General features: G+C 66.8%; 19 protein-coding genes and 1 tRNA gene. 12 read left to right on the plus strand and 8 right to left on the minus strand.

The genetic code is table 11. From position 1 onward, the window contains the following. The 6 genes from BLQ58_RS17915 to BLQ58_RS17940 all read right to left on the minus strand — a co-directional run. On the minus strand, nt 1-355 hold a 355-nt coding region (locus BLQ58_RS17915), incomplete at its 3' end, for an NAD-dependent epimerase/dehydratase family protein (protein WP_139186132.1). A 10-nt stretch (nt 356-365) separates the two neighbouring features. Then, entirely contained in the window at nt 366-1,292 is a 927-nt protein-coding gene (locus BLQ58_RS17920; RefSeq protein WP_092600759.1) for a formyltransferase, read from the minus strand. Then, nucleotides 1,280-2,272, minus strand: coding sequence for a glycosyltransferase (locus tag BLQ58_RS17925; RefSeq protein ID WP_092600761.1), 993 nt, complete (start codon nt 2,270-2,272; stop codon nt 1,280-1,282). Before BLQ58_RS17925 ends, BLQ58_RS17920 begins: the two co-directional genes overlap by 13 nt. Continuing rightward, on the minus strand, nt 2,251-3,426 hold the full coding sequence (locus tag BLQ58_RS17930) for a DegT/DnrJ/EryC1/StrS family aminotransferase (RefSeq protein ID WP_092600763.1): 1,176 nt from the start codon (nt 3,424-3,426) through the stop codon (nt 2,251-2,253). Before BLQ58_RS17930 ends, BLQ58_RS17925 begins: the two co-directional genes overlap by 22 nt. 6 nt (nt 3,427-3,432) lie before the next feature. Next, entirely contained in the window at nt 3,433-3,804 is a 372-nt protein-coding gene (locus BLQ58_RS17935) for a DMT family transporter (protein ID WP_092600765.1), read from the minus strand. Beyond that, nucleotides 3,801-5,516 (minus strand): glycosyltransferase family 39 protein, encoded by a 1,716-nt coding sequence (locus tag BLQ58_RS17940; RefSeq protein WP_092600767.1) that lies wholly within the window; start codon nt 5,514-5,516, stop codon nt 3,801-3,803. The genes BLQ58_RS17935 and BLQ58_RS17940 overlap by 4 nt, the downstream gene beginning before the upstream one ends. Before the next feature lie 401 nt (nt 5,517-5,917). Here BLQ58_RS17940 and BLQ58_RS17945 point away from each other — a divergent pair, with 401 nt between their 5' ends. Beyond that, nucleotides 5,918-6,733 carry a hypothetical protein gene (locus BLQ58_RS17945; RefSeq protein ID WP_254776008.1) on the plus strand — a complete coding sequence of 272 codons (816 nt, stop codon included), beginning with the start codon at nt 5,918-5,920 and terminating at the stop codon, nt 6,731-6,733. A 75-nt stretch (nt 6,734-6,808) separates the two neighbouring features. Here the strand turns inward: BLQ58_RS17945 and BLQ58_RS17950 are convergent, their stop codons facing one another. Further along, a complete protein-coding gene (locus BLQ58_RS17950) occupies nt 6,809-7,093 on the minus strand; it encodes an amino acid ABC transporter permease (RefSeq protein WP_092600771.1) in 285 nt (94 codons plus the stop codon). A gap of 159 nt (nt 7,094-7,252) precedes the next feature. Then, entirely contained in the window at nt 7,253-8,158 is a 906-nt protein-coding gene (locus BLQ58_RS17955) for an amino acid ABC transporter substrate-binding protein (protein ID WP_092600773.1), read from the minus strand. A 231-nt stretch (nt 8,159-8,389) separates the two neighbouring features. Here BLQ58_RS17955 and BLQ58_RS17960 point away from each other — a divergent pair, with 231 nt between their 5' ends. From BLQ58_RS17960 to BLQ58_RS18010, 11 genes are all read left to right on the plus strand, one after another. Further along, on the plus strand, nt 8,390-9,493 hold the full coding sequence (locus BLQ58_RS17960) for an acyltransferase family protein (RefSeq protein ID WP_092600775.1): 1,104 nt from the start codon (nt 8,390-8,392) through the stop codon (nt 9,491-9,493). Between the two features lie 287 nt (nt 9,494-9,780). Then, nucleotides 9,781-11,019, plus strand: a complete 1,239-nt coding sequence (locus BLQ58_RS17965; RefSeq protein WP_092600776.1) for a GTP cyclohydrolase II — start codon at nt 9,781-9,783, stop codon at nt 11,017-11,019. Further along, entirely contained in the window at nt 11,016-12,323 is a 1,308-nt protein-coding gene (locus BLQ58_RS17970; protein ID WP_092600778.1) for a URC4/urg3 family protein, read from the plus strand. The genes BLQ58_RS17965 and BLQ58_RS17970 overlap by 4 nt, the downstream gene beginning before the upstream one ends. Nucleotides 12,324-12,442: 119 nt before the next feature. After that, a complete protein-coding gene (upp, locus tag BLQ58_RS17975) occupies nt 12,443-13,126 on the plus strand; it encodes a uracil phosphoribosyltransferase (protein ID WP_254776019.1) in 684 nt (227 codons plus the stop codon). Then, the gene (locus BLQ58_RS17980) at nt 13,126-13,821 is read left to right on the plus strand and encodes a TetR/AcrR family transcriptional regulator (RefSeq protein ID WP_092600780.1); all 696 of its coding nucleotides are present in this window, start codon (nt 13,126-13,128) and stop codon (nt 13,819-13,821) included. The genes upp and BLQ58_RS17980 overlap by 1 nt, the downstream gene beginning before the upstream one ends. Before the next feature lie 79 nt (nt 13,822-13,900). Beyond that, nucleotides 13,901-14,908 (plus strand): BMP family protein, encoded by a 1,008-nt coding sequence (locus tag BLQ58_RS17985; protein ID WP_092600782.1) that lies wholly within the window; start codon nt 13,901-13,903, stop codon nt 14,906-14,908. A gap of 81 nt (nt 14,909-14,989) precedes the next feature. Next, nucleotides 14,990-16,549: an ABC transporter ATP-binding protein gene (locus BLQ58_RS17990; RefSeq protein WP_092600784.1), complete on the plus strand. Its 1,560-nt coding sequence runs from the start codon at nt 14,990-14,992 to the stop codon at nt 16,547-16,549. Next, complete coding sequence (locus BLQ58_RS17995) at nt 16,539-17,630, plus strand: ABC transporter permease (RefSeq protein WP_092600785.1); 1,092 nt, start codon at nt 16,539-16,541, stop codon at nt 17,628-17,630. Before BLQ58_RS17990 ends, BLQ58_RS17995 begins: the two co-directional genes overlap by 11 nt. Beyond that, a complete protein-coding gene (locus tag BLQ58_RS18000) occupies nt 17,630-18,580 on the plus strand; it encodes an ABC transporter permease (protein ID WP_175459944.1) in 951 nt (316 codons plus the stop codon). Before BLQ58_RS17995 ends, BLQ58_RS18000 begins: the two co-directional genes overlap by 1 nt. Nucleotides 18,581-18,602: 22 nt before the next feature. Next, on the plus strand, nt 18,603-19,883 hold the full coding sequence (locus tag BLQ58_RS18005) for an amidohydrolase family protein (RefSeq protein ID WP_092600787.1): 1,281 nt from the start codon (nt 18,603-18,605) through the stop codon (nt 19,881-19,883). Between the two features lie 96 nt (nt 19,884-19,979). Then, nucleotides 19,980-20,066, plus strand: a tRNA-Leu gene (locus BLQ58_RS18010). Nucleotides 20,067-20,085: the final 19 nt, after the last annotated feature.

Genomic DNA, 20,085 nt, shown 5'->3' on the forward strand with positions numbered 1-20,085 from the left:
AGGTCGACGGGAACACCAGGTGCTTGCCGTACTTCACGGCGCTGCGCACGATCGGCAGGTTGGCCTCGAAGTCCAGCTCGAACACGCGCAGCGGGTTGCGCACGTACGTGGCCGGCGTGGCGATGGCCACCAGCGGCAGGATCACGTCGCACTTGCGGATGTTGTACTCCACCCACTCCTTGTTGATGGTGATGTCACCCTCGGAGAAGTGCATGCGCGGATGGTTCACCAGGTCGCCCAGGCGGTCTGACGACATGTCCATGCCGTAGACCTCCCACTGCGTGGTTTCCAGGATGCGGCGCGTCAGATGGTGGCCGATGAAGCCGTTGACGCCAAGAATCAGGACCTTTTTCATCGGTTTCCTTTCAAGACTTTGCAGGGATGATGTTCTGGAATTCGGATGCGGAGACCGGGCTGGCGTGGTCGGCACTGCTGCCTTCCAGCAGTTGCAGCACGCGCAGCGCGCCGCCGTCGCCACAGACGGCGACGATACGGCCATCCAGTACGTGCAGGCCGGGCCGCAGCCCCGCCGGTGCCGTGCCGGCTTCAAGACGACGGGCCTGGGCCACGATAAAGCGGCGTCCGGCGATGTCCGTGAACGCGCCGGGGTAAGGCGGCGCCACGGCGCGGATCAGATTGTAAACGGCGGCAGCGGGCTGGTTGAAGTCGATACGGCCGTCCTCGGGCTTGCGGCCCGAAAAATAGCTGCCGTCGGCCAGGCGATTGGGCCGCTTGGGCGTCTGGCCGGCCTTCATGGCGGGCAGCGCACGCCAGAGCGTCTGCTCGGCGGCTACGGTGACCTTTTCGAAGACCTGGCCGGCGGTGTCGTCGGGCAGGATCGGCACGGACGTCTGGTCGACAATATAGCCGGCGTCGGGCTTGGCCTCCATCGCGTGCAGCGTGGCGCCGGTCTCGGTTTCGCCGTGCAGCACCGCCCAGTTCACCGGCACGCGGCCGCGGTACTTGGGCAGCAGCGAACCATGCATGTTGAAGGCACCGTGCGGCGCGATGGCCAGCACCTCGGCCGGAATCATGGCGCGGTAGTAGAACGAGAAGATCACATCGGGCCTGGCCGCGCGCACCGCATCGGCCAGCGCCGGGTCGGCAGGGTCTTCGGCATACAGGAACGACAGGTTCAGCTCGGCCGCGGTGTCGGCCACGCGCTGGAACCAGATATTCTCGTCGGGCCGGTCGCGGTGCGTGACCACCAGGGCCACGTCCACGCCCTGCGCGTGCAGCACGCGCAGGCAACGATCGCCAACATTGTGATAGGCAAAGACTACGGCGCGCACGATACCTCCGGCTTGCTGCCTTGCTTGGGGTCGCGTTCCAGCACCGCCTGGATGCGGTAGCGGGGCCGGTCGCGCACCTCCTGGTAGATCCGGCCGATGTATTCGCCCAGCAGGCCGATGCCGAACAGCATGATGCCGATCAGGAAGAACGTGAAGGCGAACAGCGTGAACACACCCTGCACTTCCGACCCGAAGATGAAGCGGCGGACCAGCAGTATCACGAACAGGCCCGCCGACGAGATCGACAGCATGGTGCCGATGGCCGAGAACCACTGCAGCGGGACGATCGAGAAGCCGGTCACCAGGTCGAAATTCAGGCGGATCAGCTGGTACAGCGAGTATTTCGATTCGCCCGCGTGGCGCTGTTCGTGTCCCACCTCGATTTCGACCGGGTTGGACGAGAACGTATAGGCCAGTGCCGGAATGAACGTGTTGACTTCGCGGCACGCGTTGATCGTATCGATGATGTTGCGGTCGTAGGCGCGCAGCATGCAGCCCTGGTCCGTCATCTTGATCTTGGTGATCCGCTCGCGCAGGCGGTTCATGGCGCGCGACGCGTAGCGGCGCCAGGCGGTGTCGTTGCGCTGGCGGCGGATGGTGCCCACGTAGTCATGGCCCTTGCGCATCTCGGCCACCAGGCGCGGGATTTCCTCGGGCGGGTTCTGCAGGTCGGCGTCCAGCGTGATCACGATACGGCCGCGCGTGTGCTCGAAGCCGGCCAGGATGGCCATGTGCTGGCCAAAGTTGCCGTTGAACAGGATGACGCGCGTGACGTCCGGGCGCTTGTGGTACTGGGCGGCCAGCATCGCGGGCGAGCGGTCCACGCTGCCATCGTTGACGAAGATGACCTCGTACGATTCGCCCATGCCGTCCAGTGCCGGGTACACACGGTCGAACAGCGCCTGCAGCCCGTCTTCCTCGTTGTAGACGGGGATGACGACCGAGACCTCGACAGGACTTAGTGAGAGAGACGTTTGCATGTTTCGCTAAGAGTTGCACAGACCCGCTCCACGTCGGCGGCCTGCATCGCGGGGAACAGCGGCAGCGTGACGATGCCACGGCCGATGCGTTCGGCGTGCGGGAGCATGCCTTCGCGCCAGCCGAGCGAGCGGAAATAGGTAAACAGATGAACGGGCGGGTAGTGGACGCCCGTACCCACGCCTTGCTCGCGCATCGCTTCCATCACGAGCTTGCGCGCTTCGGCTGGCCCGCCGCGCATCCGGTCGGTGGGCAGCACCACCTGGAACATGTGCCAGTTCGTGGTGGCCACGGCCGGGTCCAGCGGCACCGGCAGTTCGATCCCCAGGTCTGCCAGGCCGGCCTCTGCCGCGCAGCGGAAATAGGTCTCGGCCAGCTCGGCGCGGCGTGCGGTGATGGCGTCCAGGGACGTCAGCTGTGCCAGGCCGATGGCCGCGTTGACGTCGGTCAGGTTGAACTTGCCGCCCGGCTCCTCGACATCCATGCCATCCATGCCGGTACGAATCACGCCCTGCAGACGCAGCCGCTCGGCGCGACGGGCTTCCTCGGGGGTGTTCATGACCAGGCAGCCCCCTTCGATGGTGGTGATGTTCTTGTTGGCCTGGAAGCTGAAGCTGACGAGGTCGCCGAACGCGCCGATGCGCTGGCCGCGCCAGCGCGAGTCGATGGCCTGCGCGGCGTCTTCGATCACGCGCAGGTCATGGCGCTTCGCGATGGCATAGAGGCGGTCCATGTCGACGGGCAGTCCGGACAGGTAGACCGGCATGATCGCGCGCGTGCGCGGCGTGATGGCGGCTTCGACCGCGTCGAGGTCGATATTGCGCGTCACCGGGTCGATGTCGACGAACACCGGGCGTGCGCCGACCGTCAGTACCACGTTGGCGGTGGCCACCCAGGTGATCGGAGTCGTAATGACTTCGTCGCCCGGGCCGATATCGGCGATACGCAGCGCGATTTCCATCGTGGCCGAGCCATTGGAGAACGTGCGCACCGGCCGGCCGCCAAACAGTTCGGACAGGGCGGCTTCGAACGCCTGCACCTTGGGGCCCGACGTGATCCAGCCCGACGCCAGCACCTTGCCGACGTCGGCGATGGTGGCGTCATCGATCTGGGGGCGTACGAACGGGAGGAAATCCTGCGGAGCGGTAGCGGTCATGGTCGGTCAGGAACGGGCAATCAGAAACACACCGGCAAGGATCAGCATGATGCCGGCCGCGCGCAGCGGGCCGATCATTTCGCCGAACAGCCACCAGGCAGCCAGCGCATTGACCACGTATCCCAGCGACAGCATGGGATAGGCAATCGACACATCCACCCGCGACAGGCCGACGATCCAGACGCCGACGCTGATGACATAGCAGGTCAGTCCGGCAATGACCGGCCATTGCGTCAGCACCCGGAAGGCCGTGGTCAGGATGGTGGCGCGCTCGATCGTGATGGCGCCCACGGCATTGGTGCCGGCCTTGAGCAGCAGTTGGGCACAGGCGTTGAGCAGTACCCCGGTGAAGATAAAGGCAAAAGTCGAAAGATTCATCGGGTATTTCCGGCTTCCTGGGCCGGCAGCGGGAAATTGCTGGCGACGACGCGCCGTACATCGCGTGCCACGACGTGGAGCGGCACATGCTGCGCCACCAGGCTGTCGTAGGTGTCCGGCGACATGATACCGAGCGCCGGCTGGCCGTCCTTCCACCTGGCGACAAACGCGTCCATGGTCGGAATCCACTTGTCTGGCTCCTGCTGGGTGCCGAACTCCAGTTCGTCAGGCGCGGCGACCATCGTCAGCGTGCGGCCCAGGTAGAAGGGGAGCGTGTGATCCAGCATACCCACGCCATAGATCGGCATGTCGTCCTTCAGCACGGCCTTGATGGCCGGCAGCATGTCTACGCCCGACGCCCGGCGGCCCATCACCTCGTGGCCGAGCAGGCCGATCGTGCAGGTCAGGAACATCGACAGCGCAAAGGCGGCAACGCTCGGCAACACCCCGTGCGTGCGCAACAGCCGGCGCGCCAGCAGCATGCCCGCCAGCAGTACGGCAAACGCCACACCAATATAGACGGCGAAGGCGCGGAACACTTCATTTGGATTGGTTTCTCGGTCCAGCGTTGCCACCACCGGTGCGGCCAGCAGGCCCACCACGGCCAGCACCAGCAGGGCGTTGATCTGGCGATTCCACGAGCGGTCGCTGATCTGGTCCAGCGCCACGGCCGCAAGAATGGCCAGCGCCGGAAACACCGGCACGATATATCCGGGCAGCTTCGACCCCGACAGGCTGAAGAAGACGAAGATGGCCGCGAACCAGACCAGGCTCATCAGGGCCGGCTGGAACGGCTTGCCGCCCGCGCCGCGCTGGGCGCCGGCCCGGTCGCGCACCACGTCCCACATGCGCGGCACCAGGCCCAGCCACGGCAGCATGCCGGCCAGCAGCAGCGGCACGAAATACCAGACCGAACCCTTGCGAGAGTGGACCGTGGACGTATAGCGGTCCCAGTGTTCGTGGATAAAGAAAAAGTGAGGAAATTCGGGGTTCTTCGTCGAAATCAGCCAGAACCAGGGCACCGTGACCACCAGCATGGCCAGGATGCCGGTCGGCAGATGCAGGCGTCGCCACAGGCCGAGATCGCGCGTCAGCAGGGTATAGACCACCAGCACCAGACCGGGCAGGGCGATGCCGACCAGGCCCTTGGTCAGGATGGCCACCCCCATCGCTACCCAGCACGCCAGCATCCAGGCGCGGCGGGCGCCGGGCGGCGTGTCGGGGTGCTGGGCCAGCAGCATGCAGCCCAGCACGCAGGCCAGGGCGCCGGACAGCGTCATGTCCAGCGAATTGAAATGGCCGGCCACGCTCCACATCGGCATGGCCAGCATGACCAGCCCCGCCAGTAGCCCGGCGCGGCAGCCGAACCAGCGCGCGGTGGCCAGCATCGTCACGCCCAGCCCCACGATGCCCGACAGCGCCACGCACAGCCGGGCCTGCCAGTCGCCCACGCCGAACAGTTCATAGGCGATGGTGGTCACCCACATATGGAATGGGGGCTTCTCGAAGTATTTCAGGGCGTTGTAGCGGATCGTCACCCAATCCCCGGTGACGAACATCTCGCGCGAGATCTCGGCGTATCGGCCTTCGTCCGGGCGCAGCAAGTGGCGGTAATCGAGCGTGCCAAACCAGACCAGCAGCACGGCGAGCACGACGAACACAACCATGCCGACAGGCAGCCCGGCTGGGCGCGTGGGCGAAGAACTACGCATATTTCTCCTGAAATGGCCGGGATCCCGGAGGCTGTTCCTGCATCCGCCTTGTGGCGAACACCCCACAACGCGGTACGCCCCGACTTGGTGGACACGAGGGAGCGAGGCGGGCTGCGCCCGCGCCACGGCCTGCAAAAGGCGTGGTCCCGGAGACGAGCTTTCGGGCAAGGCGACCGCTACGGGCGCGCAATGGTAGCACGAGCGCATTTCCCGCCTCGCCGTTTTGGGCTCGCAAAGGGCGCCGGGCTTGAACTTATGGCCATTTCCGCCGCGCCAGTTTCGCGTAATACTTGCGCCATCCCGGCACTTGCCTGGCAGAAACCGACCCTGCCTCCGCCGGCCATTGAATATGGACGATCGCCATGAGACCGGCGTTGCTGGTGTGGTTGCTAACTGGTGTGATGAACACAGCATTTGCGCAGGCGTCCGCCCCCGATGCGGCGCCGGTCTCTGGCATGTCGCCCCCGATGCCCAGCGGCGCGGTGCTTTGCGATGCACCCTGGTTCCGCTCCGGCTCGCGCGTGCAACTGGAGGGCGATGGCTCGATGCCGATGTCCATCACGATGACCCTGCGCGAGGTCATGCGCACCGCCCGCGGCTGCAGCGCCCAGCTGGAGGTACGCTCGAAGTCGGCACTGTCGGCCCTGATGGGGCCGCCCGTTGTCATGGACCAGGTCCACGAGATCAATATCGACCGTAACGCCGCCACGGCACGCACGCGCATCGACAGTCGCAACGCGGTGATCAATGCCCGTGCCCGCTATGCGCGCATGTTCGGCGAGGCGTCGTTCAATGGCAGCGGCGTGTTCAACTATGCCGGCCTGGAAATCAAGGAAGGCGCTACGCTGGAGGGAGAAACCTTCCAGTCCAGCGTATCGCTCAAGATCTATCCGCTGGGCAAGGACGAAGTCGTGGGCACGATGCAGGCCCTGCATGCATCGATCATCGTCGGCTCGCGTCATGTGGGCCGCAAGCAGATGATCAACACGGTCATGGGCCGCAAGGAATGCATGCCCATCACTTACGAAAAACGCACCTCGCTTGGGCCGCTGATGGTGGGCGAGGAACTGCTGCAGCTCGAACCGAGCGTCCTGCACGTGACCGACTGGTACTGCCCCATGGAAGCCTTCGTGCTGCGCACGGAAATCCGGCAGAACAACGAGGTGCAACGCGTGGACGTGACCGCGCTGGAAATGTTGCCGGAGGAAGGGCAGTAGCTTTCCTACCTGTCCAAACCATGAAAAAGGAGCCCGTATGGGCTCCTTTTGCTGTGGCAGGCGCGGGATTGACGCTCAATTCCCCTGCGCCGGCTTCTTCGTCGGGGCCTTTTTCGACTTCGACGGCTTTGGGGCTGCCGTGGACTGGTCGGTCAGGTCGGCACGGGTGCTCTTGTTGGCGCCCTGGGAATACGGGTCGAACTTGTCGCCGGACTTTGCGCCCTGGCTGTAGGTGTCGAATTTCTCGCCCGACTTGGCGCCCTGGGAATACGGGTCGAACGACTTCTTGTCCTGTGCGATGGCAGCCACGGATGCGGTGGCCAGACCGAGCGCGACGGCGGTGGCGATCAATTGCTTCATGGGAAATCTCCTCTGAGTTGCCGCCCGGGCAGTGTTTCTCGATGGCGGTCGCGTTGTCGCTGGTCCTACCGGACGGTAGAACCAGGCTCAGGCCAGTGTGGAGAAGGCCGCAAAGGGCGTCAACTCAGGGCTTTTCCGGGGGAGATTCCGGAAAAATGCTTATTCAGTCACAACATCCGACGGGTGCTTCCAGGCTTGCAGCACTTCCGTGGAAGGCGCCAGCGCCAGGTTGGTGCCGCGCGTCCCGATCGGCTGCTGGAACCAGCGCTTCTGCAGGGCGGCAGCGTCGGGGCTGGCAAACGTCCGGCTCAGCGTCTGGTCTACCAGCTGCTTCCACTCCGGATCGGCCTTGGACATCATCAGCGCGTTCTGTTCCACCGACAGGGCCGGGCCGACGATCACGTACTGGGACGGATCCTTCGACTTCGCGCGCAGGCCGGCCAGCAAGACGTCGTCCATCACGAACGCCTGGGCGCGGCCCGTTTCCAGCAGCAGGAACGACTCGCCGTGATCCTTGGCGTAGACGTCGCGGAAGCCGTACTCGCTCTTCAGGCGGCGCACGTGGCGGTCGCCCGTGGAACCGGCGCTGGTGACCACCGTCTTCCCGCGCAGGTCATTGAACGACTTGATGCCGGAATCGGCGCGCACCAGCATGCGCACGGTGGAAACATAGTGCGACACACTGAAGGCCACCTGCTTCTGGCGCTCCAGCGTGTTGGTGTTCGGTGCGCAATCCAGGTCGGCCAGGCCATTGACCATGGCGGGAACACGATTCTGGGGCGTCAGCGGCAGCCAGCGCACCTTCAGGTCTTTCAGTCCCAGCTTCTGTTTGGCCGCCTCGGCCACGCGCAGGCACAGGTCTACCGCATAGCCGGCGGGCTGGCCCTTGTCGTCGGCGAACGAGAACGGCAGGGCCGATTCGCGATAGCCGAGCGTGATCGTGCCGGTATCACGGATCTTGTCCAGCACGGGGCTCTGTGCGTGGACGGCTGGCACGGCGGCGGCGGCCAAGGCAACACCAGCGATCAGGCGGCGGAGGGCCGGGAAAGCGACAGAATGAAACATGTTCGAGGGTCAGGCGAGGCACGGAAAGACGCAAGGGTATACCCCCAGGCATTGCGCACGAAGAATTTGTTTCTTATTAGCTAATGCCCGAGAGTAGTGCAATGAAAGTTGCCTTTTCGCCACGTCGCACACCGATTTACAGGCGTTACGGCGCTAGTTACCAGTCTGGAGGCGGACGAATGCACCGATGCGGGTACAATTCGGCCCACTTTGTACCCCCGCGAATAACAAATGAGCCCCCGTCCTTCCCGTCTGGCGTGTGTGGACGCTCTGAAGGCGGTCAGCTCGCAGCTGATCGTATTGCACCACCTGGCGTTCTACGGGCCGATGTCCGATGCTGCCCAGACCCTGACCCCCGGCCTGGTCGGCTGGCTGGCCGACTACGCGCGCATTGCCGTGCAGGTTTTCCTTGTCATCAGCGGCTTCCTGGCCGCACGCAGCCTGGCTCCTGGCGGCAGTCTGACCGTTGCCAACCCGCTGCAGACCATCTGGCGCCGCTACCAGAAGCTGGTGGTGCCGTTTGCCGCGGCCATCGTGGTGGCGATTGCCGGTGCGGCGATTGCACGCACGTGGATGCAGCACGACTCCATTCCGGCCGCGCCGCATCTGGCGCAATTCGTGGCGCATGTGCTGCTGCTGCACAACATCCTCGATGTGGACGCGCTGTCCGCCGGTGTCTGGTATATCGCCATCGACCTGCAACTGTTCGCGCTGATGGTGCTGGCGCTGTGGGCGGCGCGCGCTGTGGCCCGCAATGGGCTGCCGCTTGGCGTGCCGATGGTTGGCCTGCTGGCGATGGCCTCGCTGTTCTGGTTCAACCGCGATGCGGCGTGGGACATCTGGGCCCTCTATTTCTTTGGCGCTTATGGCATGGGATCGCTGGCCTACTGGGCGTCGAATCCGGGCCGCTCGGTCATGCCGCTGCTTGCGCTGGCCGCCATCGGGATAGCCGCGCTGGCGGTGGACTTCCGCCTGCGTATCGCGGTGGCGCTGGCCACGGCGCTGCTGCTGGCCGTCTCGCGCCGTGGCGGCTGGCTGGAAAGCTGGCCTGCGGGGCGCCTGACCGCGTATTTCGGCCGCATTTCGTATTCGGTATTCCTGGTGCACTTTCCGGTCTGCCTGGTGGTCAATGCGGTGGTCACCCACCTGGTGCCGGGCCGGCCCGTGCTCAACGCGCTGGGCATGGGGCTGGCGTGGGTCGCCAGTAACGTCGCCGGCGCGCTGTTCCACCGCTATGTGGAGGCCGCCAGCCCGGTGCGTGCACTGGTGAACTGGCTGACGGCCGATCTGCCCCAGTGGGGACGCGGGCGCCTCGGTCATCGGGCGGAAGGCTGATCCTCGCGGCCTGCAAGCGCCAGAACGGCACGTTCGACCGAACGTGCCGTTTTCGTTTGTGCCGGCGCCCGATTCGGGGGCCGCGCCGGAATCCGGTGCGTGCTGCACCGGGATGTACCGCACGCGCCCTGCGGTGCGCTGTGGCTGGCACGCGGCCGGTGCGTACGGGATGCCACCAACGGTAACAACCCCACTTGGGCGTTGGCACGAACGTTGCCTACTATGAACACATAAACCTGACCATCTGGTCAGGATTCGTGTTCCGGTTTCATACCGGGGAGGCGACCATGTCCGACCATATCGTCCTGACCTCGCATGCGCGCCGCGACAAGCCGGCCGAGCCGATCCACTGGGGCGCGCCCACCGCCGCCGAGCGTGGGCCCGTGATCGCCAGCCTGACCGACCCGGCGCAGCGCAACGTGATTGGCACGCACGCCGGGGCCTATGCGATCTACCGGGCGCTGGCCGTGGCCTCGGGCAGCCTGCAGCGGGCGCATCGTCCCGACCTGACGGACACCGCGCCGGCCGAGCCGATCGGCCCCCATGCGCAGTGGGGCGACCCCGACAAGATCGTATCGCTCGATCCGTGGGGCCATCTGGTATCGACGGTCTTTGCCGACCGCATCGCCGCCGGATTCGACATCCGGCCGACCATTGCCATCACCCGCGCCCATATCAACATGCCGGAATTGCTGGCCGCCATCGCGGCGGGCCGCCTGGCGCCGGACGGCGACATCCTGTATCCCAATGGCGACGTGCGCGTCACCAAGGCCGCCATCGATCCGGTCTGGTACCTGCCCGGCATCGCGCGCCGGTTCAATATCAAGGAAAGCATCCTGCGCCGGAGCCTGTTCGAGCAGACCGGCGGCATGTTCCCGGAACTGGTCACGCGACCCGACCTGAAGGTCTTCCTGCCGCCCATCGGCGGCATGACGCTCTATTTCTTTGGCGACATCAGCAAGCTGGGCCAGCCCGAGACCAGGGTGGCCTGCCGCGTCCACGACGAATGCAATGGCTCGGACGTGTTCGGATCGGACATCTGCACGTGCCGCCCCTACCTGGCGCATGGCATCGAGGTCTGTATCGAGATGGCACAGCAGGGCGGCGTTGGCCTCGTGGTCTATAACCGGAAGGAAGGCCGCGCGCTGGGCGAAGTCACCAAGTTCCTGGTCTATAACGCACGCAAGCGGCAGGTGGGCGGCGACCGCGCCGAGACGTATTTCGCTCGCACCGAGTGCGTGGCCGGCGTGCAGGACATGCGGTTTCAGGAACTGATGCCCGATGTCTTTCACTGGCTCGGAATCCGGCGGATCGACCGCTGGGCCTCGATGAGCAACATGAAACATGGCGCGCTGACGGCGCAGGGGATCGAGGTCGTGGAGCAGGTGCCCATCCCCGAGGCGCTGATCCCGGCCGATGCGCGTGTGGAAATCGATGCGAAGGTGGCGGCGGGTTACTTCACCAGCTACACGCCGCCTGATGCCAACGAACTCGCCCTGGCAAAGGGCAGGGGGTTGAACGAATGAACGAGTATCCCGCAGGAGGTACGACCGGACACGAACCCGGCACGGGCAGCGGCTGGCACAGCCCGGTGCCCCCCGATCATCCCGCTTCCGCACTGCTGAGCGGCGAGGCGGTGCGCACGCATTGCGCGGTCGTGACCGAATTCGTCGCATCCGGCGAGTCTGAGCTGTTCACATGGCACCCGGACCGCATCCACGCGATCGCGGACTACGTGGCGGCCACCATCCGGCGCCGCTACCCGGATCTCCAGGTGCCTTACCACAGCCGCTGGCGCCATTTCGAAAGCGGCGGCCCGGGGCAGGAATCGATCAACCGCTGGCAGATCCTGTGCGAGCGCGCCGGCATGTCGGGCGCCGACCATTGCGCGGAGCGTGCGCGCATCGGCATCGACCTGGTGATCCCGAGCGTGCTGCTCGATGCCGGCGCAGGCCCCGACTGGCGCTATCGCGATCCGGCCAGCGACATGATGCTGACGCGCTCCGAAGGGCTCGGCGTGGCCAGCTTCGACCTGTTCGCCCGGGGCGGCTTCTCGGCCGAATCGGGCGACCCGTTGCGTGCCGATGCCGAGCGGCTGGCCCGTATCGACGCCTCGACCATCGCCACGGCCTTCCAGGTGGCCCAGCACAACCCGCTGGTGGGCCTGGAAGGGCGAGCCGGTCTGCTGCGGCGGCTGGGCGAGGTCATGCAGGCCACCCCGGCGGTCTTTGGCACGCCGGCGCGGCTGGGCAACCTGTTCGACTACCTGGTCGCGCACGCGAAGGACAACCGCATCGAGGCCGGTTTCGTGCTGCGCACGCTGCTGGTGGCGCTGGGTCCGGTCTGGCCGGGGCGCGTGCAGATCGATGGCGTGTCGCTCGGTGACTGCTGGCGGCATCCGGCAGCGCCCGAAGGGCTGGTGCCCTTCCACAAGCTCACACAGTGGCTGACCTATTCGCTGCTGGAGCCCCTGGAGGATGGCGGCCTGGTGGTGGTGGGGCTCGACGCGCTGACCGGGTTGCCCGAATACCGGAACGGCGGGCTGCTCTATGACTTCGAGCTGACCGTGCCGCGCGACAGCGGGTTCGCCAGCCGGACCCATACGGTGGACGAACCCGAGATCGTCGAGTGGCGCGCGCTGACCGTGACGGGGCTCGATCTCGTGGCCGACGCGGTGCGCCAGGCGCTGGGTCTCAAGGAAGAGGACTTTCCGCTGGCGCGCGTGCTGGAAGGCGGCACGTGGGCGGCGGGCCGCCGCATCGCGGCACAGCGCCGGCCGCCGGGCGGGCCGCCGCCATTCGCGATCCAGAGCGACGGCACGGTGTTCTAGCGGCAACATCGCATTGCACGGCAGTCCTGACTGACAGGCAGCCAGAGCGTGGCGGGCCCGGGGCCCGTCGCGCCCGCCCCGGCGAATTTCGGATGACCAAGGAGCGCACCATGAACGACATGTCGGATGTACCCACGGCCGTCCAGGCCTTTGCCGAAACGGAAGCCGCGGCGGCGCCTGCCGTGATGGTGGTCAACCATCCGCTGGTACAGCACAAGGTCACGCTGGTGCGCAGCGAGGAGACCACCACCGACAACTTCCGCCGCCTGGTGCGCGAGATCAGCCAGTTGCTGACCTACGAAGCCACGCGCGACCTGGCCATGGAAACCATCGCCATCAAGACGCCGATCGCGCCGATGCAGTCGCCGGTGCTGTCGGGCAAGAAGCTCTGCCTGGTGTCGATCCTGCGGGCCGGCAATGGCTTCCTGGACGGCATGCTGGACCTGCTGCCAGCGGCGCGCGTGGGGCATATCGGCCTGTATCGCGACCCCGAGACGCTGGAGCCGATCGAGTACTACTTCAAGATGCCCGAGGATATCCAGGAACGGTTCGTGATCGTGGTGGACCCGATGCTGGCGACCGGCAACTCGGCCATCGCGGCGATCAACCGGCTGAAGGAGGCCGGGGTGACCACCATGAAGTACGTCTGCCTGATCGCCTCGCGTCCCGGACTGCGCGCGCTGCAGTCCGCCCACCCCGACGTGGCCATCGTCACCGCCGCCATCGACAACGAGCTGAACGAGCACGGCTACATCGTGCCGGGCCTCGGCGATGCCGGCGACCGGCTCTACGGCACAAAATGATGGATGCCCTGGCGCGCACGCCGTCGCCGGCGCGCGGCATCGAGCCCCGGCCCGGTCAGCCCGGCGGCCGCATCCGGCAGGAAAACGAGGCGCTGATCGTGCGCGCCGCCGAGTACGTTTTCGCCCGGGCCGGCTTTGCCGGGGCCACCATGGCCGATATTGCCGCCCGCGCCGGCGTGCCCAAGTCGAACCTGCACTACTACTTCCGGACCAAGCAGGTGCTGTATCGCGCGGTGCTGGCGCATACGCTGACGCTGTGGCTGTCCGAGACCGACATCATCAGCGCCGAGCACTCGCCACGACTGGCGCTGGAGCAGTACATACGGGCCAAGATGCGCCTGTCGGCCAGCCATCCCGACGCGTCGCGTGTGTTCGCCAACGAACTGCTGCACGGCGCGCCGGAGATCGGCAACGTACTGCGCCAGGCCTTGCGCGAACTCGTGGCGCGCAAGGCGATGGTGATCCGGGCGTGGATCGAGGGCGGCCAGATGGCGCCCGTGGACCCCTACCACCTGTTCTTCACGATCTGGGCGGCCACCCAGACCTACGCCGACTTCGAAGCGCAGGTGTGCGCCGTGCTGGGCGTGAGCCAGCTGGACGCCGACGACTTCGAGCACGCCACCGAGCATCTGGTGGCGTTGCTGCTGCGGGGCTGCGGGCTGCAGGCACCCGATTCCGACCCGGAGCGCGCCTGAGCCGGGTGCATTCGGTCCCATCACAACCATCAACCACGCGCCATCGGCGCACACAACGCAAAAAAAGGGGAGTGAAGTCATGCACAAGGGAAACGATCGTCGCACCTGGCTGAAAGCCGCAGCGGCGGCCACGGCGCTGGCCGCCATGGGCCTGCCGGCTGGCGCGCAGGCCCAGTCGAAGATCAAGGTGGCAGCGGTGTACACGGTGCCCGTGGAGCAGCAGTGGGTGTCGCGCATCCACAAGGCGCTCAACGAGGCCAAGTCGCGCGGCGAGATCGACTACGTGTTCTCGGAGAGCGTGTCGAACGCCGACTACGAGCGCGTGATGCGCCAGTATGCCGAGCAGGGTAGCGGCCTGATCGTCGGCGAGTCGTTCGCCGTGGAAGGCGCGGCCCGCAAGGTGGCCAAGGATTATCCGAAGACGGCCTTCCTGATGGGCTCGTCGGGCAAGCCGCAGGCGCCGAACTTCTCGGTGTTCGACAACTACATCCAGGAACCGTCGTACCTGACCGGGATGATTGCGGGCGGCATGACAAAGACCAACCACATCGGCATGGTGGGCGGCTACGCGATCCCCGAAGTCAACCGGCTGATGCACGCCTTCATGGAGGGCGCCCGCGAGGTGAACCCGAAGGTGAAGTTCACGGTCAGCTTCATCGGCTCGTGGTTCGATCCGCCCAAGGCCAAGGAAGCCGCGTTCGCGATGATCGACAAAGGCGCCGACGTGCTCTATGCCGAGCGTTTCGGCGTGTCGGACGCCGCCAAGGAGCGCGGCAAGCTGGCTATCGGCAACGTGATCAACACCCAGCCGCAGTACCCGGCCACGGTGGTGGCATCGGCGCTCTGGAACATGGAGCCGACCATCGCGGCCGCGCTGGCCAAGGTCAAGTCCGGCCAGTTCAGGAACGAGGACTACGGCCAGTATTCACTGATGAAGTTCAAGGGCGCGGAACTTGCGCCGGTGGGCACCTTCGAGGGCAAGGTGCCGGCCGATGTGATGGTGAAGGTCAAGGCGAAGGAGAAGGCGATCCTCGACGGGAAGTTCGCGGTCAAGGTCGTGGAGACCGAGCCGAAATCGACCCCGTAACGCCGCTGCCGCAGGGCGCAGAGGGCCCCGTCCCGCTGGACGGGGCCGCTTCATTTCCTTCTGTCTGATTTCCGAAACGCGATGCCCCAGGATTCGCCGGTGCTCCGGCTCTCGCACATCACCAAACGGTTTGGCCCGCTGCTGGCCAACGACGATATCTCGCTGGACCTCCATCGTGGCGAAGTGCTGGCCCTGCTCGGCGAAAACGGCGCCGGCAAGAGCACGCTGGTCAATATCCTGTTCGGCCACTACATTGCCGACGCGGGCACCGTGGAGGTGGACGGCGTGGCGCTGCCACCCGGCAATCCGCGCGCGGCGCTGGCCGCAGGGGTGGGCATGGTCCACCAGCATTTCACGCTGGCAGACAACCTGTCGGTGCTCGACAACATCCTGATCGGCACGGAGCCGCTCTGGCGCTGGCGCCAGCAACGGGGCGCCGCGCGGGCGCGTATCGACGATCTGGCGCGGCGTTTCGGGCTGGCGGTGCAGCCGCAGGCGCGTGTCGGGTCGCTGTCCGTCGGCGAGCGCCAGCGCGTGGAGATCATCAAGGCGCTCTATCGCGGCGCGCGGGTGCTGATCCTCGACGAGCCAACGGCCGTGCTGACCCCGCAGGAGGCCGACAGCCTGTTCGCCACGCTCGGGCAGCTGATCGCCGAAGGGCTGTCGGTGATCTTCATCAGTCATAAGCTCGACGAGGTGTTGCGCGTCTCGCACCGCGTGGCGGTGCTGCGCGGCGGCCGGCTAGTGGCGGAGCGCCGCGCGGACACCACCGGCAAGGCGGAACTGGCCGAACTGATGGTGGGTCGCCGCGTGGAGATGCCCACGCGCGAGGCCGGCATGGCCGGGGGCGAGATCGTCGCTGCGCTCGATCGCGTCAGCGTCGCGCCCGTGGCCGGCCGGCAAGGCCTGCGGGATGTGACACTCGAACTGCATGCCGGGGAAATCGTCGGCATCGCCGGAGTTTCCGGCAATGGACAGGTGGCGCTGGCCGAGTTGATGAGCGGCGTGGTGGCGGCATCGTCGGGCAGCGTCCGCGTGTGTGGCGCGGCGCTGCCGGCATCGCCCAGGCGGTGGATCGGGGCCGGGGTGGCGCGCATTCCGGAGGACCGGCATGCCGAAGGCGCGGTGGGCGACCTGGCCGTGTGGGAGAACGTCATCATCGAGCAGCTTGGCAATCGCGCATTCGTGCGGGGCGGGGTAATCCGTGGCGCGGCGTCGCGGCGCTTTGCTGGCGAACTGGCGAGCCGGTTCGATGTGCGCGGCGGTGGCATCGATGTGCCGACGCGCACCCTCTCGGGCGGCAACATGCAGAAGCTGATCCTGGGCCGGGCGTTCTCGGTGCGCGGCGCGCAGGCGCCGGCACTGGTGGTGGCCAGCCAGCCAACCTGGGGCCTCGACATCGGCGCAGTGGCGTACGTGCGCGGCCAGTTGCTCGATGCCGCGGCGCGCGGCGCGGCCGTGCTGCTGATTTCGGAAGATCTCGATGAACTGATGGCGCTGTCCGACCGCATCGCCGTCATCCATGCCGGCCGGCTGAGCGCGGCCCGCGCCACGCCGGCGTGGACGCTTGGCACGCTGGGGCTGGCCATGGCCGGTGCCGATGGCGCACACGCGCAGGTGGAGGTGGCGCATGCGGCTTGAAGCCCGAACCGCCGTGTCGCGTACCGCCCTGGTGATGGCGCCAATCGGCGCGATCATGGTCACGCTGCTGATCTGCGCGCTGCTGGTGTCGCTGGCAGGCGCCCCGGTCGGCAAGGCCTACCTGCTGCTCCTGGAAGGCGGCTTTGGTTCGCGGTTTGCGTGGTCCGAGACGCTCACGCGCGCGACGCCCCTGATCCTGACCGGGCTCGCGGTCGCCGTGGCGTTCCGCACCCGGCTGTTCAATATCGGCGCGGAAGGCCAGCTCTACCTGGGCGCGCTGGCGGCGGTTGCCATCGGTGGCCAGGTAGACGGTGCCGCGGCGCCGTGGGTTGGCGCGCTGCCCAATGGCGTGCTGTTCGGCCTGATGGTGGCGGCCGGCATGCTGGCCGGCGCCTTGTTGCTGCTGCTGCCGGCGCTGCTCAAGCTCAGGCTGGGCGTGGACGAGGTGGTCACTACGCTGCTGCTCAATTTCATCGTGCTGCTGGGTGTCTCGCTGATGCTCGACGGGCCCATGAAGGACCCGCTGGCGATGGGCTGGCCGCAATCGGTGGCCCTGTTGCCGGAACTGGAACTGGGGCGGCTGATGGAGCGGTCGCGCGTGCACAGCGGCCTGCTGGCCGCCGTGGGCCTGGCCCTGCTGGTGTGGGCGGTCAACCGGTTCACGGTCTTTGGGCTGCAGATGCGCGCCGTGGGTGCCAACGCCCGTGCGGCGGCATTCGCCGGCATGTCGGTGACGCGCGTGACGCTGCTGGCGGCGGCCCTCTCCGGCGCGCTGGCGGGCCTGGCCGGCGTGGTGGAGGTCGCGGGGCGCACAGGCTACCTCACGCTGGACATGTCGCCCGGGTACGGCTATACGGGCGTGGTGATTGCCATGCTGGCGGGCCTGCATCCGGTGGGCGTGGTGGCATCGGCCACCTTCGTGGCGGGCATCCTTGTGGGTGCGGACGGCATGAGCCGGGCCGTGGGCGTGCCCAACACGATTGCCGATGTCATCGTGGCGGTGGCGCTGCTGTCCATGCTGGTGGCGACCATGCTTGCACGCTATCGCGTGCGTTTCGACCGGATCGGGAAGGTGGCCTGATGGAACTGTTCGATATCGTTGCCGGCGCGCCATTCTGGATTGCCGTGCTGCGCGTGGCCACGCCGCTGATCTTCGGCACGCTGGGCGTGCTGCTGTGCGAACGTGCTGGCGTGCTGAACCTGGGCATCGAAGGGATCATGGTGGCGGGGGCTTTTTCCGGCTGGCTGGCCGTATACCACGGCGCGCCGCTGTGGGGCGGCGTGGCGGCGGCGGCCGGGGTTGGGCTGCTGTTCGGCCTGCTGCACGGCTGGCTGACCGTATCGCTGGCGTTGTCGCAGCACGTGGCGGGGCTGGGCGTGACCATGCTGGCCACCAGCGTGTCGTACTACGCCTACCGGTTGGGCTTTGCCCAGGTCTCCACACCGCCGACGATCACGCCGTTCGCGCCGATGTCGTGGTGGGCCGGCGTGCCGCTGGTCGGCACGGTGATGGCGGCCGAAACGGCACTGACGCTGCTGGCGTTACTGATGGCGCCGCTGCTGGCCTGGCTGCTCTATCGCACGCCGCTGGGTCTGGCGCTGCGCATGGTCGGCGAGAATCCCGCCGCCGCCGAGGGGCAGGGCATCCGCGTTGGGGCGGTGCGGATCGGCGCGATCATGGCGGGTTCGGCGCTGATGGCCGTGGGCGGTGCATTTCTGACGCTGTCGGCGTTCAACGCCTTCTTCTTCAACATGATCAATGGCCGTGGCTGGATCTGCGTGGCGCTGGTGGTATTCGCGTCGTGGCGGCCGGGGCGGGCACTGCTGGGCGCGCTGCTGTTCGCGGCCTTCGATGCACTGCAGCTGCGGCTGCAGCAGGGCGGAGCCAGCCTCCCCGGCCTGCCGGCGCTGCCGTACCAGGTCTACCTGATGCTGCCATATATTCTGTCGATCCTTGCGCTGGTGCTGGTGGCGCGTCGCGCGGCCTATCCGCAGGCGCTGATGAAGCCGTACCGCAAGGGCGAACGCTGAACTATCCGGAAAAAAGAATCCCATGTTCGATACCATCCTGCGTCACTGCAATCTGCCCGATGGCCGTACCGACGTCGATATCGGCATTTCCGCCGGCCGGATCACGGCTGTCGAGTCCCGGCTGGCGGCCACGGCCGGCGACGAGATCGATGCGGCGGGCCGGCTGGTCTCGCCGCCGTTCGTCGATGCGCATTTCCATATGGATTCCACGCTGTCGTACGGCCTGCCGCGCGTGAACCAGTCCGGCACGCTGCTGGAAGGCATCGCGCTGTGGGGGGAACTCAAGCCGCTGCTGACGCAGGACGCCATTGTCGAACGCGCGCTGGCCTATTGCGACTGGGCCGTGGCCAAGGGACTGCTGGCGATCCGGTCACATGTGGACGTCTGCGATCCGCGCCTGCTGGCTACCGAGGCGCTGCTGCACGTGCGCGAGCGCGTGAAGCCGTACCTCGACCTGCAGCTGGTGGCGTTTCCGCAGGACGGCGTGCTGCGCGCCCCCGGTGCGCTCGACAACCTGCGGCGCGCGCTGGACATGGGCGTGGACGTGGTTGGCGGCATTCCGCATTTCGAGCGGACCATGGCCGACGGCGCCGCGTCGGTAAAGCTGCTGTGCGAAGAGGCTGCCCAGCGTGGCCTGCGCGTGGACATGCACTGCGACGAGAGCGACGACCCCATGTCGCGCCATATCGAGACGCTGGCCAGCGAGTCGGTGCGGCTCGGGCTGCAGGGACGGGTCACGGGCTCGCACCTGACGTCGATGCACTCGATGGACAACTACTACGTGTCGAAGCTGCTGCCACTGATGCGCGAGGCGGGCGTGGCCGCCATCGCCAATCCGCTGATCAACATCACGCTGCAGGGCCGCCACGACACCTATCCGAAGCGTCGCGGCATGACCCGCGTGCCCGAGCTGCTGGCCGCCGGCATCCCCGTGGCGTTCGGGCACGATTGCGTGATGGATCCCTGGTACAGCCTGGGCTCCGGCGACATGCTGGAGGTGGCGCACATGGGGCTGCACGTGGCCCAGATGACGGGGCAGGACGCGATGCGCGCCTGCTTCCGGGCCGTCACCGAGACGCCGGCGGGCATCCTGGGGCTGGACGGCTACGGCGTGGCCCCCGGCTGCCGCGCCGACCTGGTGCTGCTGCAGGCGCGCGATCCGGTCGAGGCCATCCGGTTGCGGGCCACGCGGCTGCTGGTGATGCGGGCGGGCAAGATCGTATCGCGCACCGCGCCGGCCACCGCCACGCTGTCGCTGCCCGGCCGGCCGGCCGAAGTCGACTTCGGGCTACATCGCGACTGAGTTTTTTGAAGTTTCTGTGAGAGGGGTGTTGACAGGAGGGGTGCCGCTCAGCATAATCACGTTCTTCGCATCGCCGCAGCAATGCAGTGAAACGAAGCCCAGATGGCGGAATTGGTAGACGCACTAGGTTCAGGTCCTAGCGGTGGCAACACTGTGGAGGTTCGAGTCCTCTTCTGGGCACCAATTTTGAAAGCCCTGCTCA

The organism is Ralstonia sp. 25mfcol4.1, assembly GCF_900104095.1.
Taxonomy (GTDB): Bacteria; Pseudomonadota; Gammaproteobacteria; order Burkholderiales; family Burkholderiaceae; genus Cupriavidus.